At 45.0% G+C, this 22,973-nt stretch carries 14 protein-coding genes; 4 read left to right on the plus strand and 10 right to left on the minus strand.

All coding sequences use genetic code 11. From position 1 onward, the window contains the following. Positions 1–37: 37 nt before the first annotated feature. The 6 genes from ACQY73_RS20410 to ACQY73_RS20435 all read right to left on the minus strand — a co-directional run bounded on the left by ACQY73_RS20410 (position 38) and on the right by ACQY73_RS20435 (position 8,219). A complete protein-coding gene (locus tag ACQY73_RS20410; protein ID WP_428654332.1) occupies positions 38–1,354 on the minus strand; it encodes a sugar MFS transporter in 1,317 nt (438 codons plus the stop codon). A gap of 81 nt (positions 1,355–1,435) precedes the next feature. Beyond that, on the minus strand, positions 1,436–2,803 hold the full coding sequence (locus ACQY73_RS20415) for a Gfo/Idh/MocA family protein (RefSeq protein ID WP_428654335.1): 1,368 nt from the start codon (positions 2,801–2,803) through the stop codon (positions 1,436–1,438). A gap of 86 nt (positions 2,804–2,889) precedes the next feature. After that, positions 2,890–4,158, minus strand: coding sequence for a hypothetical protein (locus ACQY73_RS20420; RefSeq protein ID WP_428654337.1), 1,269 nt, complete (start codon positions 4,156–4,158; stop codon positions 2,890–2,892). Positions 4,159–4,315: 157 nt separating this feature from the next. Next, positions 4,316–5,662 carry a neutral/alkaline non-lysosomal ceramidase N-terminal domain-containing protein gene (locus tag ACQY73_RS20425; RefSeq protein WP_428654339.1) on the minus strand — a complete coding sequence of 449 codons (1,347 nt, stop codon included), beginning with the start codon at positions 5,660–5,662 and terminating at the stop codon, positions 4,316–4,318. Further along, positions 5,659–7,062, minus strand: coding sequence for a DegT/DnrJ/EryC1/StrS family aminotransferase (locus tag ACQY73_RS20430; RefSeq protein ID WP_428654341.1), 1,404 nt, complete (start codon positions 7,060–7,062; stop codon positions 5,659–5,661). Before ACQY73_RS20430 ends, ACQY73_RS20425 begins: the two co-directional genes overlap by 4 nt. A 143-nt stretch (positions 7,063–7,205) precedes the next feature. Then, positions 7,206–8,219 (minus strand): Gfo/Idh/MocA family protein, encoded by a 1,014-nt coding sequence (locus ACQY73_RS20435; RefSeq protein ID WP_428654343.1) that lies wholly within the window; start codon positions 8,217–8,219, stop codon positions 7,206–7,208. A 229-nt stretch (positions 8,220–8,448) separates the two neighbouring features. Between ACQY73_RS20435 and ACQY73_RS20440 the strand changes: the two genes are divergently transcribed. The 4 genes from ACQY73_RS20440 to ACQY73_RS20455 all read left to right on the plus strand — a co-directional run bounded on the left by ACQY73_RS20440 (position 8,449) and on the right by ACQY73_RS20455 (position 15,776). Then, positions 8,449–9,183, plus strand: a complete 735-nt coding sequence (locus ACQY73_RS20440; RefSeq protein ID WP_428654345.1) for a Bax inhibitor-1/YccA family protein — start codon at positions 8,449–8,451, stop codon at positions 9,181–9,183. A 484-nt stretch (positions 9,184–9,667) separates the two neighbouring features. Next, positions 9,668–12,769 (plus strand): SusC/RagA family TonB-linked outer membrane protein, encoded by a 3,102-nt coding sequence (locus ACQY73_RS20445; RefSeq protein WP_428654347.1) that lies wholly within the window; start codon positions 9,668–9,670, stop codon positions 12,767–12,769. A gap of 83 nt (positions 12,770–12,852) precedes the next feature. Continuing rightward, positions 12,853–14,313 carry a SusD/RagB family nutrient-binding outer membrane lipoprotein gene (locus ACQY73_RS20450; RefSeq protein WP_428654349.1) on the plus strand — a complete coding sequence of 487 codons (1,461 nt, stop codon included), beginning with the start codon at positions 12,853–12,855 and terminating at the stop codon, positions 14,311–14,313. A gap of 203 nt (positions 14,314–14,516) precedes the next feature. Next, entirely contained in the window at positions 14,517–15,776 is a 1,260-nt protein-coding gene (locus tag ACQY73_RS20455; protein WP_428668511.1) for a dipeptidase, read from the plus strand. 97 nt (positions 15,777–15,873) lie between these two features. Here the strand turns inward: ACQY73_RS20455 and ACQY73_RS20460 are convergent, their stop codons facing one another. The 4 genes from ACQY73_RS20460 to ACQY73_RS20475 are packed head-to-tail and all read right to left on the minus strand — an operon-like array spanning position 15,874 to position 22,939. Then, positions 15,874–18,285, minus strand: coding sequence for a hypothetical protein (locus tag ACQY73_RS20460; RefSeq protein ID WP_428654351.1), 2,412 nt, complete (start codon positions 18,283–18,285; stop codon positions 15,874–15,876). A 14-nt stretch (positions 18,286–18,299) separates the two neighbouring features. Then, positions 18,300–19,415 carry a DUF4249 domain-containing protein gene (locus ACQY73_RS20465; RefSeq protein WP_428654353.1) on the minus strand — a complete coding sequence of 372 codons (1,116 nt, stop codon included), beginning with the start codon at positions 19,413–19,415 and terminating at the stop codon, positions 18,300–18,302. Positions 19,416–19,442: 27 nt separating this feature from the next. Continuing rightward, positions 19,443–22,214 (minus strand): TonB-dependent receptor, encoded by a 2,772-nt coding sequence (locus tag ACQY73_RS20470; protein WP_428654355.1) that lies wholly within the window; start codon positions 22,212–22,214, stop codon positions 19,443–19,445. After that, positions 22,211–22,939, minus strand: a complete 729-nt coding sequence (locus ACQY73_RS20475; protein ID WP_428654357.1) for a hypothetical protein — start codon at positions 22,937–22,939, stop codon at positions 22,211–22,213. Before ACQY73_RS20475 ends, ACQY73_RS20470 begins: the two co-directional genes overlap by 4 nt. Between the last annotated feature and the right edge of the window lie 34 nt (positions 22,940–22,973).

The raw sequence follows: 22,973 nt of genomic DNA on the forward strand, positions 1-22,973 counted from the left end.
TTTCAAATCCGAAAGAGCATTGGGAAGTTATAAAGGATTACAATCCCCAACGTTTAACTTTATGACCGTAAGCTGCGTAATACACCAAATACAAATAACAGGGGAATAAGACCCAATAAGCGGTGCGAACGTCGTATAAATCAGCGAAATAGCCGTACACAAGCGGCATGAGCGCGTTGCCGCACAAGCCCATAATGAGAATAGAAGCGCCTAATTTAGTATAACGTCCCAATCCATCCAATGCTAAAGGCCAAATTCCCGCCCAAACCAATGAGTTGGCTAAACCTAACAACACTATAAACCAAATGGAAAGGTCGGCAGTTTGTCCGAGGAAATGTACGGAACCTTTGGCAAAAATAATGAGTAATGTAAAAACTGTTCCCAACACCGTACAAAAACGCAGCGCATTGACTTGACTGACGAATTTAGGAATCGTAGCAATGCCAATAATATATCCGCAAATGGTGCAGGCTAAGGTATACGACGGAAAGGTTTTGGCTTTCAGCAAATCAATGCCCATTGAATTGGCGTAACTGATGATGGTGTCAATCGCAATCACTTGCGTACCAACGTGCAGAAAAATGGCAACTGCTCCCAAAATCAGGTGTGGAAATTGAAAAATGCTCGTTTTGCCCGCGTTGGCCGTAGCTACTTCGGGGCTTTCGTGTTCGGTATTGATTTCGGGCAAAGGAGAGCGATACACCAAATAGCCCAGCACCAGCAAAAATGTTCCCAACACCGTGTAGGGCGGAATCACGCGCCGCACCAATTCATCCAGAGCTGCACTGCGTTGAAATTCATTCATGGTGCTGAGTTGGGCAAACAAATCCGTATCGGTTGGTCGTAAAATCACAGCGGCAAAAACGAGCGGAGAAAGGATTCCGGCGGCTTTGTTGCAAATGCCCATGATGCTAATGCGTTGCGCACCGCGTTCTTTTGGCCCTAAGATGGTAATATAGGGATTAGCGGCGGTTTGGAGAATGGATAAACCAATGCCAATCGTGAATAGTCCCATCAGGAAAATACCGTAGGTGCGTGTCATCGCGGCGGGTATAAAAATAAACGCGCCCGTTGCCATGAACCAAAAACCGATCATCATACCTTTCTTGAAACCCTGTGTTTTGAGTAAATACGATGCAGGTACGGACATGATAAAATAGGCAATATAAAAGGCAAAAGCCACTAAATACGCCTGAAAGCTGGTCAGTTCGCAGGCAATTTTAAAATAAGGGATCAGAATGGAATTGACCCATGAAATAAAACCAAAAATGAAAAACATCACGCCGATCAGAAAGATCGAAATAGTGGTTTCTCGCTTGGTGAGGCTGCTTACATCAATAGCGGTGGCTTTCATTGAATTGAAGTTATTTAATGACAGGATTTCAGGATTGACAAGATTTTAAATCCTGTCAATCCTGAAATCCTGTCTAATTATTTATACTGTTGGTTCCCAACCCTTTGCATATTCGCGCTTCCAAAGTTTTTTAGCAGCTTTGTTGTGCAGAATATGCCCATTGGAAGGGTCGATTTCAAGTACCTCGCCCGTTCGTAACGCAATGTTCCCGAGCTGGCAAAGTAGCGTACTTTGATGTCCGCCTACAATTCCCGAGGCCAATGTTTCACCCTCTTTTATTGCCGATACGAAGTTTTGAAAGTGAAAAGCGTCAAGTGCCTGTGAAGGGTCCATTTTATTGCGAGGGTCAATGACCAGATCATTTTTTACATCCTTAACGATCTTATTTTCTAAATCGTAAATTTTGTACGCATTGCCGCCTCCGTATTCCAGTGTGCCTTTTTCGCCGTAAAAAGAAACGCCTACGCTGCTTCCTTCTACACTGCGGCTGTTACAGCTTCGGCCTTCCCAGGTCATGAAAATATTGTTGCCAAATTCGATGTTAATCACTTGAGTATCGGGAGCTTCCCAATCGTCTTGGTAGCGATAACGGCCACCCGATGATGAAACTTTTGTGGGAAATTCTACGCCCAAACCCCAACGCATAAGGTCGAGCATATGAGTGCCGTTGTTGAGGGCTTCGCCCGTTCCCCAATGCCAAAACCAGTGCCAATTATAATGCAGAATGTTGTCTTTGTATGCACGACGCGGAGCCGGTCCCTGCCATAGATCATAATTAAGCCACGACGGAACGGCCTGCTCTTTGCCAATGCCAATCGACGCCCGGTTATTAGTATACCAACCTTTGGCAAAATACGGCCGACCGATAGCGCCATCCTGAATATCTTTCAAGGCTTGTTTTACATTCGGCCACGAACGACGTTGATTGCCCATTTGAATTACATTTTTGTATTTGGCCGCCACTGCTACCAGTAGTTCACCCTCATTAGGATTATGACTGCAAGGCTTTTCCAAATACACATGTTTGCCCGCTTTTGAGGCCAAAATAGCTGCCGGAGCATGCCAATGGTCAGGAGCGGCAATTACGAGCGCGTCTACATCTTTGTCTTCCAACGCTTTTCTGAAATCGGGAACGTCTTTGGGCTTGGAATTTTGAATCTTTTCAACGGCTTTGATACACTTTTCCGCCGCCCGCGAATCTACATCCGAAACAGAAACAACTTCGCAATTAGGTTGTAAGGCAAAATTGCTCGCCAACGCCAGCCCTCGGCTGTTTACTCCCATCATGCCAAGGCGTACTTTTTCGTTGGCACCAAGAATACGTCCGTAGCTTTTCGCACTAAATCCCGGCAAAATACCGCCAACGGTCAATGCCGCCGTTCCAATCAGGGTCTTTTTGAGAAAGTTGCGCCGGGAATCGCCGTTTGAGAAGGTTTCAGTAGAGTTCATTGAATAGATCAGCTTTTGGTTTAGACAAGTTTGGTAAATATAAATTCCAAAACAGGAAATGGGCTATTGATTGCTCTTTTTAATTGTCAGGAAAGTGCGATTGTGACTAAATCCTGAATTTGACGGCCATTATGGTCAAATCGGGCAAGTGTATAAACGGCTCCATCGGCTCCGATGGCAATGGAATTGACGTATGTTGGGCGAGTGCCATCCGCATAAAAAATGGGGCCGTGGTCTTTGTACGTTTCGGTTGGAATATGAAACGTTATCAAATGTAGATTTTCAAGTCCTTTGGATCCGCCCTTAGCGATTTGATCGGCTCCTTTTACGCGTTTGCCGTCGATGTAAATAGGTCCGCCCGTAAGGTAATAAATCGTTTCGCCATCAGCGCCCGGTTGAAAGCCTAAGTAGCCGTAACTGAACTGATCAAACATTCCGCTTTTTCGCGAAGGCTCCGACGTGATCCGTTCTACAATTTCAATTTTAGGCGCTTTTGTGTCAAACCGAAACAAATACCCTGAATTACCGTGAACCCCATACGCCGCCTGTCCGGGTGAATACCAAAAAATTTTGCGCCAGTTATACCCCATACTTCCCGGACGTATTGGGTCGTATTTGCCAAAATAATCAAGGCGTAAATCTATCCCTTCTACTTTTTGAATAGACTCTTTATCGGGATGATACGTAAAAATATCGCCTTCTGAAGTAGAGAAATAAACGGCTCCTACATGCGGCTCAACAAACATCGAACGGCACAGCACCCGATAATCTTCGCCCGGAATTCCGGCTTCGCCTTTGGCCGAAATCAACCCGTGATTTTTAAGCGTTTTAATACTGAGATCGTAACTGATAAAATGCCCCAATGGCCACGTTATACCGTACAGCTGCCCTCTTTCATGGTCAATCGTCATGGTCAAAATACCTTCGCCATCGGGGGCAATAGCCAAATCTTCAAATTTGCCCGTTGTTAAATCGTACGACAAAAAATGTCCGCCGGGGTAAAGATTTCTGCCGTTTTTTCTGTTTTGAGGCAAACATTCCATGCCATTGATCATTTCATATACACCCACATGCGTAGCGAAATACAGCTTGCCGTCACTTTCATAAAAACGGACGTGGCTTTTTCCTTGAGGAATGGCATTGGCGTCTCTTTCGCCGCAAATATCGGTCAGATCGGCTATCCATTCGGTTTGGTCGGTGGCAGGGTCATAGACGTAGATTTGCCCACCGATTTCGTACGATTGTGAACTAAGGACGTAATAGATTTTGCCGTTACTTGCTGCCGTAATGGCATTATAAGTATCATGTGCTAATTCAAAACCGGAAAAATAAGCCTTGGCAGTAAGTGAATTCATATTTTTGTTTTTTTGAACTTATGTTGTTTCGGATTGCAAATCCTCAAGCAGTTTAGTTCGGGACGGTTCGCCGCGCGATTGCAAATAATTGCTCTAATTGCTCGTTCGGATTTGCAATCCGAACGCATACTGCTGCCGATTTGTAATCGGCAATGACTTATTTATTTTTAGCCATTCCGATCTGTTGTGCGAGTTTGTCTATTTCTGCATAAATCAGTTCAGGTACCGAAGCATCCCAAATGCTCGGAAGACCATAGACCATTTGCGAAGAAGCACCTTCGTAGCCACCTTCTTTCAAGATCGTTGCCGATGGAATATATCCCATGACGTCGTTGGAATAGCCTAACACAAAAATGTCGGGTCCAAATCTTTTTTTACATTCAATGGTGTATTCAATCACAAGTTCTCCACCAAAACTTACTATCGGTTGATCTCCTAATTTCCACATCTGCACCGGGTACGTATACGACGAAATAAATGTTTTTCCCTGTTTCTTTTCGGCCAACATCCGCGATGCCCATCGTTTGAGATAAGGCGTAGTTTCACTTTGAATTTTTATCAATTCAGCTTCTGAAGGCGGGGCCGAAAGCGGCAATTCAATTTCGGAGTAAGCGGTGCGCAGTTGCGCGGTCAATGGGCGCATCGGTTCTTCAAGAACGCGTTCAACGGCCACTGCCAATTCACGTCCGTATTGGCGCGCCAAGGGGGTGGTTCGGCGCGGTAAAGGATTTTGATCGCCCGCAGCTCCCTGAAAAAACAGCGCTGTCGTGCCCGGATGCGCCTTTTCAATTTCTATTTGAGCGAAGCCCGGATAATCGCCCGATAATTGGTAAATATCCAACACGGTTGGGTGGCAAGCGTACCCAAACGCAATCGCTTTGAGCGCTCCTTTTGCATTAACTACTTTAATAACAGGCACAGCATAATCGTTTGGCCCTTTCAATTCGGTTTGTTCACGCAAGGAGGCTTCTTTGTTATTTCGTCGATTCACCTGAAACCGCGTTACGCCATTTTGGGCAAATAGCTCAACAGGTTCCAAATCTGTTAATGCCTGTGCAACTAATGTGATCACTTGCGCCTCCAATTTGCGGGAATAACGGGTGATCTTAACTTGTTCGTTGGCATCCAATGGATAAATATCATGTAGCGCATCATCAAGCACCGGCCCGGAATGCGTGTGCGAACTATTTAAAATGATCTGCGCTTTGGTCAAACCAAATTGGCGATGGAGTTGCGCACGAATACGGTCGGACATAGCTTTGGGAAAACCCAATAGATCGGTCGTAACAAGCACGGATTGTTTTCCGTTTTCATCTTCCAATGCCAACGCTTTGGCCCACAGATCATGCAATTTTCCCTCGGAGGCATGCGTTCGGGAAGCATAACCTGCCTGCCAAATGGATTCTTTAGGCGTGATAATCACCTTGGCAACGCCCGCTTTCCAGCCTTTTGCCCAAGCAGAAGAGAGAGTTAGTAACCAAATAAACCACAACGATTTTTTCATTTCAGACTCAGCAATTTATCGGCGTGAGTGTAGATTTTTTCAATGGCGTTTGCAATGTCTTCCATGTCGGTGCGGGTGCCCAACAGCATATTTTGTGTGAGCCAAACGGCTTCTTCGTTGCAAAGGCGGTCGTTTTGCGGGCACTGATTTCGTTCAACATAACTCTTGAAATCAAGCATTGACTTTGGGTACATCTTTTGGAAATTTTTCGATTGAAGCGCATCGTTCAAATAAGGCATATTATTGAGCGTGGCGTATCCTTTCAGACAGGGAATTCCTTCGGCCGACAGCGCTTTTAGAAAAATATCACGCGATAATCCCTTAAATGCTTCTTTTTGGTAGCGGAATGGGAAAAGGTGAAATGCCGCCCGTGTTACGTTCTCGTATAATTTGTACGGAATAATGCCCGGAATTGTTTGAATCTTTGCTTTCAAGTAAGCAGCATTTTCATTGCGAAGAGAAGTTTGTGCATCAAGCCGTTTCAATTGAGCCAAACCAATAGCCGCCTGATACTCAGTCAGTCGCAATTTGTTGCCCTGAATCAACGTTCCGGCACCGATCACCCCTGAAACCATCCCATAAGGATTGCCGTAGTTGTGATACGAAAAACAACGATCCATGAAAGCATCGTTATTGCTTACGATTGCTCCGGCTTCGCCAATGGCTAAGTTCTTGGAATTCTGAAAACTGAAACAGCCCGCATCGCCAAACGTGCCTACTTTTTGATGATTGATTTCGGCCAAATGCGCCTGACAGGCATCTTCAATAACCACCAATTTATGTTTTTTGGCAATGGCCAGGATTTGGGGCATGTTGGCGGGTAAACCCAAAATATGAACTGGAATAATGGCTTTGGTGCGGAACGTAATTTTAGCCTCGATCTTGGCAGGATCTATCTGAAAGGTTTCGGGGTCAACGTCCACAAAAATAGGCATGGCACCTGTGGCTATAACGGGCGCAACCGTTCCGATAAAAGTATAGGGCGGCACCAACACCTCATCTCCGCCGCCAATATCCAACTGCGTTAAGGCGGTCATAATGGCATTCGTGCCGTTCACTACGGCCAGCGAACGTTTTGCTCCCACGGTTTCGGCCCATTTTGCCTCAAATTCAGTCACCACACCTGCCCTCGACCACACACCGCTTCGAATGATCTCTAGCAATTGTTTCTCGTCGGTTTCGGGTTTCCACAAAGGCCACGTCGGCCATCCCTGACTCCGAACGGGTTTGCCGCCCAATAAAGCAGGCGGTTCAGCGATGGAAAAAGAGACTGAACTATGCGACTGAATGGAATTCTGCTCAACTGTTTTACCAAGAAGCGACGGTGTCAAAACGGCTCCTAATCCTGTCAATGAATTTTGCTTCAAAAATTCACGTCTTGAAAAGTGGTTGGAAGGCATAGAAGTAGTGTTTTAGAATAAGAATAGTTATTGGTCAGCCATCGTTATTTTGTCATGCCGGCGGCATCTGTTTTTACAGTTGCCGGCTCTATTATTTGCGTAAAAAGCTAACGCACATTTTTAGATGCCTCCGGCATGACAAATTAGCCCTTTCTCGCTTTCTTCAATACGCTTTCAATCGTCACGGCGGCTCCGCCTTGGCGTTTGCTCTCGTCGGCGGCTTCCATGAAAGCAAATAGTTCAATCGTTTCTTCTGGCGTAACGGGTACTGTGCCTGTTTCGAAATAATTAATAATTTCTTTCAACAAAGGCTCATAACCGCCGTAAGGTCCTAACACAATATTGCCGTTTTTGGTGTAAACGGTGCCGCCGTAGTCGTGCTTACCCGTGCGTGTGCCGCGAAAAGTACCCACGCGTCCATCCGCCCAAGTGCCTACTACAATGTCGGTGTTTTCGGTATTTACCCGAACGACTTGTTTGCAGCCCGTTCCCATGATCGTATAGAGCGTTTCAACACCGTGGATGCCGTACCAAAACAGATCAGGATGTGTTTTTTCGAGAACCGCCGGGCTGAATGTATCTGCTCCGACCACTATGGTTTTGTCCACTTTTTCTATCCCTTTGATATAACGCAGCGACGAGGCCGAAAACAGCGGAATGTTGTATTGCTTAGAAGCTTCAAAAATGGCAATGGTATCCGAAAGCGAAGCACTGATCGGCTTATCAATAAAAACGCGCTTGCCTGCTTTCAGCACCTGAATGGCCTGTTCGAGATGGAGTCGGCCATCGTTGGTTTCGAGCAATACTACGTCCACTTTTTTGAGTAAATCGGCGATAGAATCGACAATTTCTACGTTTTGCTTTTTTACTTCTTCGGTATAGGCGGGAACGCGCTTGGTGCTGCTTTCAATGTCTTTGCTGCCTTGCGGATACGCAGCTACGACTTTATAACCCGGAAAATCAGCGTTTGCATCAGGTGCGTTGAGCGCCTTTACAAAAGCTGTACTGTGCGACGTATCCAATCCGATAATGCCCACGCGTTTCCCCTGCACTACCGATTTAGCTACTGACTGATGAGGGGTAATCATGTTGAGTGCCAAACTTCCAAGCGCAGCATGTTTAACAAAATCTCTTCGATTATAAGATAATTTCTCCATGACAAAATGGTAGGGTTTAAAGGAAGTTATGAAGTTCTATTTAGTAAGGCAATTTGCCTGATTATCTATTGAGTGAGTTATGCAATATCTTTCATAATGATTTTGTTATACTGTTATTCATTCATAAAATGAACATCTTATCATGCCATTGATTAAAATTTGCCTGATAAAAAGAATTCGTATAAATTGTCCTCAATAATTAACTGAACACTAAACATTACTTTGACAAATGGCAAATCCAACCTTATCGGAAAAGTCTTTCATTAAAGCCGCCCAGGAAGGTATTGGGCAGGGCACAATGACCGTACAGGGAACGGTCAATAAAATTATTATCATGGGCGCACTGGTGTTCGCCTCGGCATTGGGAAGCTGGTTTTTATTTGCTTCGAGTCCTGCGCTTATCATGCCGTTAGCCATTGGAGGCTCTATTGCGGGCTTTGTTATTGCCTTGATTTTGGCATTCAAACAACACCTTGCCCCGACGCTTGCCCCGATTTATGCAGTGGTCGAAGGGGTTTTTGTGGGTGCCATTACGCTGGTATTTGAAAGCATGTATCCGGGCATCGGCCTTTCGGCAGTGTTGCTTACGTTTGCGATATTGGCCGGGATGGTTGGTTTATACAAAGCGGGTGTTATTCGCGCTACCCCTACTTTTAAGCGTACCATTTTGGCGGCTACGGCGGGTGTTGCCATTTTTTATGTGTTGGCAATGGTATTGCGGATGTTTGGCATCGACATGCCTCTTATTTACGACAACGGCTGGTTTGGCATTGGCTTCTCTCTATTTGTGGTAGGGTTGGCCGCTTTCAATTTGGTACTTGACCTTGATATGATTGAAGAAGGTGCTGCTCATGGTGCTCCCAAATACATGGAATGGTATTCTGCGTTTGGGATGATCGTTACCATCGTGTGGCTTTACGTAGAAGTTTTACGTCTGTTGGCAAAACTTTCAAGCCGCGATTAGCAGTAAAAACAGTATTCTTATTCAAAAAAGGCGTCGGCACGTTAGTGGCCGACGCCTTTTTTTACTCAAAACTACTTACTTATTAGGGGTGTGTTTTCGGGATTATTTACTAAAATAAATAACCGGATTATTTAAATAATTATATTTTTTGTTGGTTAAGATAATTTATGATTGCTTATTCAAAATAATATATAAGTAAATGTGAGACTGATGTATAATTGATTGTACTATTTTATAATTTACACGGTAATAATTTTGAATATTTAAATTTATTTAGAATAAAATTTGGAATAAATTTTTAATCGTCATAAACTTGTATTGACTTAGCTGCCAAGCAAAAGGAGCTTCCGTTCTTTCAAATCAGGTTTTTTATTCAAAATGGCCGCAACTATTAAGAATAATCTATAATATGTTCTGAACAGGAATGTATTATTCAAATTGGAAAAATACAATTATTGCCCAATAACTTAATACTTCATCGACTATGAGAATTTTATTTACTGCAACCTGCTTTGTGGCCTCCCTGCTCCTGTGTCTGGCGAGCTATGGCCAAGATCGAATGCTGAAAGGGCGAATCCTTTCTAAAGACGGTACAAGCTTACCCGGCGCGAGTGTCGTCATTAAAGGTTCTGACCGAGGAACCAGCGCAAATTCTACGGGAGATTTCTCCATCTCCAGTCCCCCAAATGCTGTATTGGTGATTTCTTTTATCGGCTATAAGCCGCAGGAAATCGCCACCGGAAATCAAACTTCTTTTGACGTTTCACTGGAAGAAGATGCTTCCATTCTGAGCGAAGTTATTGTGACCGCCTTAGGTATTACCCGCGAGAAAAAAGCCCTCGGGTATTCCGTACAGGAAGTAAGCGGCAAACAAATGACACAGGCACGTACCACCAACTTTGTGAATGCCCTTTCCGGTAAAATCGCCGGGGTGCAGGTGACGGGCTCAAACGGTGCGCCGGGTGCTTCATCCCGTATTCTGATTCGCGGAGCGAGTTCTATCGGAAGCAACAACCAGCCCTTATTCGTCGTTGACGGTATTCCTATCGACAATGGTAACTACGGCTCAGGAACGGGCGTAGATTATGGAAACGGCGCTGCTTCCATCAACCCTGATGACATTGAGAACGTAAGCGTTTTGAAAGGACCAAGTGCAGCGGCTTTGTACGGTTCGCGCGGTGCGAATGGCGTTATTCTGATCACCACCAAAAGCGGAAAAGGTTCTAAAGGAATCGGCGTTTCGGTCAATTCGAATACGGCATTTGATAGTCCTTTCCGTCAACCTGAGTGGCAAAATGGCTACGGACAGGGAAACAAAGGTCAGTTTTCGTTTGTGGATGGTACAGGAAAAGGGGTAAACGATGGTGTAGATGAAAGCTGGGGGCCCAAAATGGACGGACGTTTGATCCCTCAATTTGACTCTCCCATTGCTGCCGATGGTACGCGGACGCCTACGCCATTCATTCCACATCCTGACAACGTAAATCAATTCTTCCAAACAGGTCGCACACTCACCAACAACGTGGCGATCACGGGAGGAAATGATAAAGGCGATTTCCGTCTTTCCTATACCGATTTAAATCAAACAGGGATTTTGCCAAATACTGATTACAAACGTCGTACGGTATCGCTTAATGCGGGTTGGAATTTGACCAAAAAACTGAGCATCCGCGCAACCGGTAATTACGTAGTGGACGGAAGCGATAACCGCACCAACTGGGGACTTTATTTTATCTGGTTTGGCCGTCAGGTGGACATGGAAAAATTACAAACCTACCAAGCGCCTAACAGTATTTACCAGAACAACTGGAACTACAACTACTGGACCAACCCATATTATGTGTTGAACCTGAGCACCAAATACAATAAGCGTGATCGCGTGTACGGTAACCTGTCTGCTGCGTACAAGTTTACTGATTGGTTGACATTGACGGCACGCTCCGGAACGGATGTTTACATTGATCGTCGTAAAACAAAAAATGCAGCGCGGATCGATAACCTGAACGGCGCAAAACAATACGACAGCTACAATGAAGAGCAGATCTTTATTCGTGAGTCAAACTCCGATTTCCTATTAAACGCTACGCACAAATTCGGTGCTTTTGATATATCTGCAAACCTTGGTGGCAACCACCGCAGTAATTATTATCAGCGTAATTACATGGGTGCCACTGAATTGGCAATTCCCCGCGTATGGAACTTAGGAAACTCTCGCCAAGCTAAAGTGGCTGAAAACTCCTTTACCGAAAAGGTCGTAAACAGTGTGTACGGAGCAGCTAATATCGGTTTCAGAAATTATTTGTTTTTGGATTTGACGGCACGTAACGACTGGTCGAGCGCTTTGCCTTCCGACAACCGTTCGTACTTCTACCCTTCTGCGGCTTTGAGCGCGGTGCTGACAGATATGTTCAATCTCAAATCTACCGTGTTATCATTTGCCAAATTACGGGCAGGTATCGCCCGAGTGGGTAACGATACCGATGCTTACCGTTTGATTCAGGCGTATAAATACGAAAACCCTTGGGGCAGCACGCCTTCATTGTCGGAAAACAACGCCATGTTAAACGCAAATCTGAAGCCTGAGTTGACCAATTCTTATGAGATCGGGGCTGAAATCAAATTGTGGCGCAATCGCGTTGGATTGGATGTGACCTACTATGATAAAGAATCCTTTAACCAGATTTTGGACGTAAACATCTCGCAATCTACGGGTTTCAATTCAAAACTATTGAATGCGGGTAGACTGCAAAACAAGGGGATTGAGGTTCAATTGAGCGCAACTCCCGTAAAAGCAGGTGCTTTCCAGTGGGATGTGGCCGTGAACTGGGCGCGTAACCAAAACAAAGTCATTGAATTAGCCGAAGGCTTAACCACTTATACATTAGGTACAGTACGCGGTATGACCATCGAGGCACGCGTCGGTGAGCCTTATGGAACCTTCTTTGGTCAAGGTTTTGCGCGTGACCCAAGCGGTAACATCATTTATGACAAGAGCGGTTATCCTACGCTGAACCCAACGCGCCGTATTTTGGGCAACTTTACGCCTAAGTGGATCGGTGGATTCCAGAATACATTCACTTACAAAAATGTATCATTGAGCACGTTGATCGATATGAAATACGGGGGTGATATTTTCTCACAGACCGTCAATATCGGTCGCTATACAGGAGTATTGGCAGAAACATTGGTGGGTAGAGAAGAAGGAATTGTCGGACAGGGTGTTGTAAATACCGGTACATCAACGGAGCCGGTGTATGTACCAAATACTACACGTATCTCTTCCGAAGAATGGCATAAGAAATACTATGCGTTGACCAACAACGAAGAAACCATCTTTGACGGAAGTTTTGTGAAATTAAGAGAAGTAAAACTGACCTATATGATTAGCGGTCAGGTATTCAAAGAACTGCCGTTCCGTGATATTTCACTTTCGGTGGTGGGCAGAAACTTATTCCTTCTGCACAGCAATGTACCGCACATTGATCCTGAAACCAGCTACTATAACGACGGAAACTTGCAGGGAATTGAGAACGGACAAATTCCAACGACTCGCACCGTAGGTTTCAATATCAGTTTCAATCTGTAACGAACGAACAAGACTTGGAAAGTTTATAAACTTTCCAAGTCTGAAAAATTCGCTTCCAACAAACTTCAAAATGAACAATAATTATGAAAAGCATATTTCACTCTTTCCGATATAAAGCACTAACGGCAGCGTTGATGCTGGGCGCCTCGGCCTGTACCGATAAATTTGACACGATCAATACTAACCCAAATGCTCCTTCAGTTGCCACGGCTGACCTTTTTTTACCGCATGGCATTCAAAGCGCGGTAGATGCATACTGGGGTGGCTCGTTGGGAATGGACATCGGCGACCTTATTTCACAGTATTGGGCACGTATCCAATATACCGATATTGACCAGTACTCGGTTTCCAGCGATGTGTACAGTGGTGCTTGGCAAACATTTCACATCGAAGCATTGGCTGATTATCAGCGTATTTACAAATTGGGCGTAGATACTAAAAACCCCAATTATCAGGCAGTAGCGTTGATCATGCGCTCTTGGGTATTTTCGTTGTTGACCGATGTTTACGGCGATATTCCTTATACGCAATCCATTCAGGGATTGGAAGGTATTCTGCAACCTAAATACGATACTCAGAAAGAAGTGTATGCGGGTATCATTAAGGAGTTGAAAACGGCCAACGACATGATTGACGCTGTGGATAAAACAAAGGCCATTTCGGGGGACATTCTTTTTGCAAATGACGTAACGAAATGGAAGAAGTTTGCCAATTCACTGAGCTTACGCCTTCTGAACCGGATGTTGAGCAAAACAGACGCAGGCATCGACGTGAAAACAGAGATCAACCGCATATTGGGTGACCCTGCCAAATACCCCGTCATTGGTTCTGTTTCTGAAAATATTCAATTGAACTATTTAGATGCTACCAACAACAATAACCCGATCAATCAAAACCGTAAAACGCGCGATGACCACCGCGTAAGTGCTACGTTGGTGAACAAACTGGCCGCGATGAAAGATGCACGTTTGGCGGTATACGCTGACAAACCTGCCGACGGCGGAGATTATAAAGGTGTTCCTAACGGTCTGTCCAATGCTGATGCCAACGCATTGGGCTTGTCAAAAACTTCTAAAGTTGGTGCTTATTTTGTGGGTCCTACGGCTCCCGGGGTTATTTTGAGTTATGCCGAATTGCTTTTCATCAAATCGGAAATGGCGTATAAAGGAATTACGGCGGCGGGTGATGTAACCGCCAATTATGTTGCCGGAATTACCGCTTCGCACACCCAATACAAATTGACGGTAAGTGCTGATTATCTGGCTGCCAATGCATTGAAAACGGGTGCAGACGGTTATAAGCAGATCATGGAGCAAAAATGGATCGCGTTGTATGGTCAGGGAGTGGAAGCGTGGACGGAATTCCGTCGTACCGGTATTCCTGAATTGAAACCATCGGTGATCAACGTAAATGCCGGGGTTATTCCAACGCGTTTGCCTTATCCGGGTTCTGAAGAATCGCTGAATTATACTAACTTTAGTGCTGCCCTTAAACAGCAGGGTGGTGTCAATGATATGAAAATGAAACTCTGGATCGCAAAATAATGGAGAAAAAACTCCTTTAATTCCGGTTTTAAACCGGAGTGATGCTTATAGGCTGTTTGACCCCGATGGGGTCAGATATTTGTAGGAACCAATCTGACATCTACAAACGTCTGACCCCATCCGGGGTCAAACAGCCTTCAATAATGCAAACTGTTTCTTATGGCTTACTTACACTAAATCGTTACATATTAAAAATCATCATGATGAAAAGTTTTATCCAATCTACACTCATTTCGTGTGTTGCGCTGACGTCTCTGACAGTCGCCGCGCAGGACGACGCAGCTTTGCTGAAAAAAGCCAAGAAGATTCACGAGAAAGCCTTTACCGTTGATACGCACGCCGATACGCCCATGCTGCTTTCGCGAGGTGGGTTTGACATTACCAAAGACAACGACGCCCGTACCAGCAACAGTAAAGTAGATTATCCCCGTATGAAGCGCGGCGGATTGGATGCTATTTTCTTTGCGGTTTATTTGGGACAGGGCCCGCGAAATCCGGAAGCGCACGAAGCGGCCAAAAAACGTGCTTTGGGCATTTTTGATGCCATTAACACAACCCTTAAAAACACAAGTTCATTGGCCGAGCTTGCTACCACGCCTGATGACGCCTACCGCATTGGTAAAACCGGCAAACGGGTTATTTTTCTTGGCGTAGAAAATGGCTATGCTATGGGGCATGATCTGAGCATGTTGCAGAAATTTTATGACTTAGGCACACGCTACATGACGCTTTGCCACTCAAGCAACAACGATATCTGCGATTCATCAACCGATCCAAAAGGTGCCGAATACCAAGGCCTAAGCCCATTGGGCGAGCAGGTAGTAAAAGAAATGAACCGTTTGGGCATGATCATCGACGTGTCGCACGTGTCGGATTCTACCTTTTATGATGCCATTCGTCTGTCTAAAGTACCCATCGTAGCAACGCATTCGGGTGCACGCGCCATTTGCAATCACCCACGCAACCTCACCGACGATATGCTCAAAGCATTGGCTAAAAACGGGGGTGTAATTCAATTGAATTTATTGAGCGATTATATCAAAACCATTCCGCCAAGCCCTGAGCGCGAAGCGGCAATGAAAGGTCTTTACGAAAAATACAACATCAAAGACCGTCGTGGAATGATGACGTTGCCGGAAGCGGAGCAGCAAAAAGCACGCGCTGAATTTATGGAACTGAATAAAAAATACCCTATTCAATTGGCAACGGTAAAAGACGCCATCGATCACATCGACCACATTGTTAAACTGATCGGCATCGACCACGTAGGCATGGGCGCTGATTTTGACGGCGGCGGCGCTTTAGCGGATTGCTTTGACGTAAGCCAATACGAAAACATGACGATTGAATTGGTGCGTCGGGGATATTCCAAGAAAGATATTGAGAAGATATGGAGCGGTAATTTCTTCCGTGTGATGAAGGCCGTGGATAAAGGAAAAACGCGTGAATTAAGCCTCAAATAGTATAAACACAACAATTTGATAAATACTAAAAGAGTCGAGCGCTTGCCCGACTCTTTTTTATGGAATTTGTAATCACCGGTTCAACCCTTGAAATAGATTACAAAGAAGATTTTTTAACTTCAAACGTAAACGTTTTACTTCCTGCCAAGCCCGTTTTATTCATTCCCTGAAGCACAACCTTATACGTTCCGGCTTGGTCAGAAGAATAAAAACTAACTGATTTTTTGCCCTGTTCATCCGTAATAACCTGCGGCGACCAATAAAGCAGATTTCTGAAATCAGGTGTGCGGCTTTTAAGTTGGTCAGAAGTCTCATACAGCGGTGAATAAAACTCTTTTTTCCCCTGAACACCTTCGTAAGAAAGTACCAGTGCGTGCGGGTCAAGCGGGAAGCCCGCCAGATCGCCTTTGTAGGTTGTATAGCTCACAACGCCCGTAAAAGCCATTGGCCCTAAATAGTAAAGACCGTCGATTACTTCCAGTTTTCTGATCTTCAATGGGTCAAAAGCCATGATTTTGTCGGTATCAAATACCGGAATACCGTCAAGCATAATGAGTGGGTCTTCGTCAAAAACTACGCCCGGTTGGAGTTTGTCAAAAACCAAAAAGTGAAAATGCCCATGTCGTTTTCTAACGCCTACACCCGGTACGTATTCGCGCATTACTTCCTCAACTGTCGGGAAACGTGTATAGGCGTCTAAGAAATACTTTTCGTCGGGTACACCATAAAACGCCAACGTATCGGTTTCACCTGTGTTTACCTGTAGCGCCGATTTGGGAATAAATGCATTTTGAGCCTGCATGTTAATACTGCGTGTCAACAAATTGTTTTTCCAACCGGCATTAAAGGTAAAAGGAGGGAGGGAGTATGAAGATACTTTCTCCGAAAAAGGGCTATTGATTTCGATGCGGTACGTACTGTCGATTTGCGTATTGGTTTGGACAATGATTTCTCGCGAGCCGAAAAAATGCTTCATTTCGTAGGAGATCCTTCCCGAAGAATCACTGCGGGATACGAACAACTGAGCACGTTTACTTGGCGCGGCTAAATAGGTAGGAATGTAGCGTGCAGGCAACCCTGTTTTAGTATCTATAACCTTGCCGCTGATAAAATGTCCACCATGTTCGGGAATATAGCTGTAAACGGTTTTTTTGCCAATTTCTTCCCAGTTAAATCGACGCCATCCGTGGGTAAGCATCAGATTATCAAGCGCCTGATCTACGTCCTGCCCGGAATTGATAAAATAATACCCCGGTGATTCAATGTTGCCTTTCAGATCAGAGGTCAAGGCCAGATACGTATCGATCAAAATGGGGTCTTCGGCGGGAAGTGAGTCGGTTAAATACACCGAAACGGACAAATCAGCCGAGGTCACCGATTTTGCTGCAGAGGCTATATCCAGTGTGATTTTTTCCCGAGTATTGTATTGTCTTTTATCGGATTGGGCAGCAATTGTAAGCGATTGGGCCGGGCGTTTAAAATAAAGGCGTTCACAAACGGGTTTTTGATTTTGGTCAAAAAGGGTGATCGACGTTATGCCATCGCCTAAGGCACTTTTATTGATCAGGAAAGTGTTTTTTCCATTACTCAACGTCTTTTTCTCAGTCATCTTCGGAACAGATTTGGTATGTGCCAATAGGTACACGTCCGAAGTGCCGCTTTGAGGAAAACGCGCCGAAACGGTTACTTCTAACGCCAATGCCGATTCTTTTACCTGCATCACATATCCCTGATCTTTGATGTCGGGTAAGTTGTAGGCAGACCATTGTTTTTTAGTGTCATTGAGCAATACCCGATACGTTTCGCCTTCTCTGGGCGTAAAATTGAAAGTACCGATGCCAAACTTTAACGGTTCAAAATGAGCCACCGTATCGTTTTGTTGATTGATGATGGTTCCTTTAAACTTAATTCCTTTGCCATCGTCACCTATTGCCCTAAATGCCACTTTGCTCTCAATGCCTTTGACCAAATTTCCGCCTTCGGGAAACAGTTGCAGATCATACGCAAGCGTAGATTTTGACGCGGGCGTAAGCGTGGGTTTATTAAACGGGTTGACAATGCTGATAGTGGTTTCAAAATAAAAATCCGCACTGAAATTTTTCATCCAATTGGTGTAACTCCGCACGGAGTAATGACCGCTTTGGATAAAAGGAGGAATAAAAACCGAGCCAAAACCTTTGCCGTCTTCCAACGCAATTTTAGTTTGTAACACCGGATTGTGCTCTTTGTCCAGCACTTCCAGATAAGCTACTTTACTTATATTTAGCGGTTGATTCGACGAAGCGTCAAGACAAAAGGTCTTGAACCAAATCGTTTCGCCTACCAAATAAAGCGGCCGATCAAGGTGTACAAATACTTTCTCCTGCACTGCCCGTTGGCTGTGTTGAACAAGCTGCTGCGAAAGGGGATGCGTTTGTCCTGTACCAACGACCGGAATCAGAGAAATGGCCGCCGCTATCAGTTTTTTGAGCAACGCAGGGATTTTTATGGGTATAAAACTGGTTTTCATAAAGGAAAGAGTTATTACCAAAAGCTTGGGCGTGTGATGGTTCCACCTTTTGTACGACAATCTGCGCAACCGGGGTCACCGATTATGTATTGAGCAACGCTTGAACCCTCGGGAAAATACTGTGTAAGAAGGAAGTATTGAAATTTGATGGCATCAGCTCGGCTAACGGTATCAATAGGTTGACAAAAAGTGTATTGACCCAGCCCCGGCGGAATGAATACGCGTTTCTCCTGCGGAACTCCGGCGCTGAAAAAACCAAACACAAGCTCCTGAGAATCTGTCGTGCATTTGATATTGCCCGTGATTTGAGAAGGCTGAGAGTCAAATAAGCTACCTGTTGTCTCCGTGGTTTTTGCCAAAGCTCCCCAGTATTCAAACCCTTCCTGGGTCAGGCCAAATTGCTTAACGAGAATACTGTACTTAATAAGAAGCTTATTGCTTGCCACAGGAATTGTAGTGACGGGGGCGTCTCGAATCAGATCTTGACTTAGCTTGATGGTCGAACCCAACAAAATGGTTGAAGGCGTTTCGGTTTTCCAACAAGTGTTGATGTTCTCCAGCCGATCAATGATGTTATTGTTCTTAATTTCAAACAGCGATATGAGCGGCATGTGGTATTCCCACGTTTCCTCAAATTTCCACCGATAAAACCGCGTCTTATTGAGTGGATCGTGGGTATTTACCTTGATCTGGACAGAGCCTTTATCGTCGGCTACTTTGTACGTAATACTGTCAATTGGCGGGGTGTTTTTTACAGCTACGAAGTCAGATAGGTATTCTTTTTTGGCGGCGGTCTTGATTCTTATTCTGTAATTCTCGGCTTCATTGAAGGCTCGTGGTGCCAGCCGATAAAGTCCTTTGCCAATTTCCGTAAAGGTAAATGTGCTTCCTTTATCGCCTTCCACAATTACCTGAGCTTTCAGTTCGGCCGCAAATGTATTTTTATTGCTGACCACCTGCGAATACGTCAGTGTGATACGACTGCTGTCTTTACTGCCCGTGTTCAAAAAGCCATCAACCACCAAAAAACGGCTCGCTGAAGAAACTTCCGGGGGAGTAAACGGTAAAACGCAGCTATTCAGCACCATGGCACTGACAATGACTGCGATAAGTAATGAAAAGGTTTTCATATAGTTTGTGACAAATAACGATGTGGGCTAAAATCTGAAATTATACGTAACGGTAGGAATCGGTCTGCCGAAAATAGAGAGCATATACCCATTCACGATACCGTTTTGGGTTCTGAAATAAACGGAAGACGGATTTTTGCGGCCCAATAAGTTAAAGATGGCAAACGTCCAGGAACTGTGTGCCAATTTCTTGATCTTGTGATTTCCTTCTACGTTCATGGAGAAATCCATGCGGTAATAGTCCGGAATTCTGAATTGATTGCGGTCGGCATAGTAAATGCGCTGTACGCCTTCCAACATATACTTCCCGATAGGCGGCGTATAAGGTCGGCCGCTGCTGTACGTAAAGTTCAATGAAAGACTGAAACGGTGCGAGAACTTATAGTTGCTCACCATCGTAAAATCGTGCGGCTTGTCGTAATTGCTTGGGTAATAATTACCGTTGTTGGGGGCATCGGAAGAGGTACGGTCGTTGGCGCGCAACAGCGAGCGAGCATAGGTATAACTCACCCAACCGTTGAGTTTGCCGGTCAATTTTTTCACCATCAATTCCACACCGTACGCTTTTCCGGTGGTGGAAATGACGGCTGTTTCGACGCGATGGTTCAAGATAAGAGAGTCACCACCCTTGTAATCCAAAAAGTTCTGAATGTTTTTGTAATACGCTTCTACCGAAAGTTCGAGTTTATTGCCCCGTAAATTACGATATACACCCAAGGCCAACTGGCTTCCCAATTGCGGCTTGATGTACGAATCGCTCAATTTCCAAATGTCGGTCGGCGACATCACCATTGTGTTCGTCAGCAAATGAATGTATTGCCGCGTAGTGTTATAACTGAGCTTAACGGAAGTGGTAGGATTGACAAGATAGCGTGCGGAAGCCCGGTATTCAGGGCCCTGATAGTTTTTAATGTTTTGCCCGGAAGTATATTTCTGACTGCCCGACGTATAGATTTTTTCAATGGGAAGGCCTTCAGTATAGCTATAAACGGTTTTTGGGCCAAGGTAATTGAACATGGAAAAACGAATGCCGCCACTCAAAGATAATCGGGGACTTACATCAAAGCGATCTTCCAAATACACGGCACTTTCCACCGCTTGCTCAGATTCCATAATGTCAGGAATCAACAATGACTCAGGATGAGACGGTTTCAATGAGCCGGGATACAATTTGTAATAAACGGCATTTACCCCAAAATCCAGCGTGTGTTGACGGTGTAAAAAGTAGGTAAAATCAGCTTTGGCGGTCGATTGGCTGATATCAAATTTTAGATCAAAGGCTGTAGTAGGCACGCGCTCACTGCCAATGTCATATTGATAGCGACTGTACGCCGTGGTGAAAACGCTGTAAAACTTGGGATTGAACGTATGTTTCCATTTCAATGACGCTAGCCTATTTTGGTAAGAATAGGTTGTATCGCCGAAAAAGCGGAATTGATCACTACTGAAATAAGCCATCAGCGAAATGCTGTTCTTCTCGTTGACTTCGTGGTTAACATGAAGGTTTAGGTCATAAAACATGGCCCTGCTTTTACTGTACGAAGGGCTGTCCAATTTTTTGAGTACCCAATTGGAATAGGTCGAACGACCGGCTAAGATAAAAGAGCTTTTCTCTTTGATGATCGGGCCTTCAATGGCAAAGCGCCCGGTCAGCAAGCCTATTCCACCGGAGCCGACAAATTTCTTCTTGTTTCCATCGCGGCTGTTGATCTCCAATACCGACGAAAGGCGTCCGCCGTATTTGGAAGGAATCGTGCTTTTGTACAATTCCACTTCTTTGATAACGTCGGGGTTGAAGGCCGAAAAGAATCCAAATAAGTGCGAAGGATTATAGACCACGGCGTCGTTGAAAAGTATAAGGTTTTGGTCGGTCGAACCTCCGCGAACGTTAAGCCCTACGCTGCTTTCGCTGACTGCTTTTACGCCCGGTAACGTAAGTACGGTACGCAGCAAGTCAGTTTCCCCAAACGCCGTAGGCACTTGCTTCATGGTTTTGATATTGAGCTTCACCTGACCCATTTGCGTCCCGGCAATGTTTACATCTCGGCCGGCAGTAATGGCTACTTCCTTCAGCGCCGTTACGCTTTCCTGCATTTCGATATCCAGTTTTCCATCTCCGTACAGCACAATGCGCCGATAAGTATCGCGCATACCGATGCTTTTGATCTTCAACGTATGTTTTCCGCGCGGAATGGTCAACGCAAAGAAACCAAGTGCATCGGTAGAAACCCCGATGGAAGGGGATTCAATATAGACCGCTGCCCCAATTACCGGTTCGCCGGTTACGGCATTTCTGACGTAACCCGAAACCGTCGATTTCCCTTCCGTGATCCGTTGACGTTGAGCACCGATGTTATGGAGTTTGCTTTCGGCGGTTGACAGTAGTTTATCCTGTTCTTCCGTCGTGGGTGCTACGTACTGGGTTTGATCGGCGTCTTTAGTAGGCGTACTGAGGTTAAACAGATCATCGGGTAATTGCGTAATGAGTGGTTGACCGGAAGTGACAAAAACCCGTTGTTGGTCGTCTATCGAAAATTTGAATTCGGTGTCTTTAAACACTTGCAGCAATACCGATACCAATGTCTGATTTTGGGCCTGCAACGTGATTTTCAAACTGTCCAACTGCGACGCGTCGTAGTAAAAATAATGTCCGGTCTGTGCTTCCGCTTCTTTGACAAATTGGCTGAACCGTGCGTCAGTAAATTGCGCAGTCATGCGTTTTTCGCTCGTTGTTTGGGCAAACAAAGCCGAAAAAGCTACAGATAAGAAAAGGGAGGTGAGGAGTAGAGTTTGTTTCATGGACGTAGCTTGTCGTACTGGGTGGCCATTTGGATAAGCGCAAGTTCGCGGGCTTTTCTGTATTTGATCTTATTTTCGCGAAGCGCTTTTCTAAGTGCCGCTTTTTGGTCTTCAAACAGAGAAAGTGCTGCTTTTTTGGAACGGATAATATGATATACCCCGTCTTTTTTGATGTAAAAGAAATTCTTTTCATGAAAATAGACGTTGACCTTATTGTTCTCAATTTGTTCCTGCCGTTCTTTCACTCGCCGGGCAAGCACCTGCGTTTTTCCGTCGTACAGAATCTGATAGAAGCTTGTGGGTATATCAATGCCTTTTGACTCGTCCTTTTCAATCTTGATAAAACGGTTGCCAACGATTGAGAAGTCGCGTACTCTTTCGCTTTGCAATTGCACCAATCCGGAGCGCTCGGGGTGCCTTACTACCACGAAACCTTTAAAAATATCGTAAAGCAAAGGAAGATTTTGGTACAGTTGCCCATCGTAGTAAACAGAGCCGGTTTGCCAATCCTCGCTCTGAAAAAACTGATGGTCTTTCGAGCGACTGTCGTAAATATGATAGCGTTGCCCATTGTACAAATGGGGGGAATAAATGGTTGCAGATTTATAAAGTGCCAAAGGCGAACCGGGCACATTCATGGCAACGGTGCTGGTGTCGGCGACTTGGCTTCGCACCGACAAACTCACGCAAAGAGCTGCTGTAAGAATAGATAAAAGTTTTTGCATACGGTGTGAATAATGCAGTTTGGGTATGTCAAAA

Origin of the sequence: Runella sp. (assembly GCF_965279615.1) — a bacterium.
GTDB lineage: Bacteria > Bacteroidota > Bacteroidia > Cytophagales > Spirosomataceae > Runella.

Coding starts and splice junctions, on each gene's coding strand:
- ACQY73_RS20425 (WP_428654339.1), bottom strand. CDS start 5,662: ATGAAAAAATCGTTGTGGTTTATTTGGTTACTAACTCTCTCTTCTGCT.
- ACQY73_RS20450 (WP_428654349.1), top strand. CDS start 12,853: ATGAAAAGCATATTTCACTCTTTCCGATATAAAGCACTAACGGCAGCG.
- ACQY73_RS20430 (WP_428654341.1), bottom strand. CDS start 7,062: ATGCCTTCCAACCACTTTTCAAGACGTGAATTTTTGAAGCAAAATTCA.
- ACQY73_RS20440 (WP_428654345.1), top strand. CDS start 8,449: ATGGCAAATCCAACCTTATCGGAAAAGTCTTTCATTAAAGCCGCCCAG.
- ACQY73_RS20435 (WP_428654343.1), bottom strand. CDS start 8,219: ATGGAGAAATTATCTTATAATCGAAGAGATTTTGTTAAACATGCTGCG.
- ACQY73_RS20420 (WP_428654337.1), bottom strand. CDS start 4,158: ATGAATTCACTTACTGCCAAGGCTTATTTTTCCGGTTTTGAATTAGCA.
- ACQY73_RS20415 (WP_428654335.1), bottom strand. CDS start 2,803: ATGAACTCTACTGAAACCTTCTCAAACGGCGATTCCCGGCGCAACTTT.
- ACQY73_RS20410 (WP_428654332.1), bottom strand. CDS start 1,354: ATGAAAGCCACCGCTATTGATGTAAGCAGCCTCACCAAGCGAGAAACC.
- ACQY73_RS20475 (WP_428654357.1), bottom strand. CDS start 22,939: ATGCAAAAACTTTTATCTATTCTTACAGCAGCTCTTTGCGTGAGTTTG.
- ACQY73_RS20455 (WP_428668511.1), top strand. CDS start 14,517: ATGAAAAGTTTTATCCAATCTACACTCATTTCGTGTGTTGCGCTGACG.
- ACQY73_RS20465 (WP_428654353.1), bottom strand. CDS start 19,415: ATGAAAACCTTTTCATTACTTATCGCAGTCATTGTCAGTGCCATGGTG.
- ACQY73_RS20445 (WP_428654347.1), top strand. CDS start 9,668: ATGAGAATTTTATTTACTGCAACCTGCTTTGTGGCCTCCCTGCTCCTG.
- ACQY73_RS20460 (WP_428654351.1), bottom strand. CDS start 18,285: ATGAAAACCAGTTTTATACCCATAAAAATCCCTGCGTTGCTCAAAAAA.
- ACQY73_RS20470 (WP_428654355.1), bottom strand. CDS start 22,214: ATGAAACAAACTCTACTCCTCACCTCCCTTTTCTTATCTGTAGCTTTT.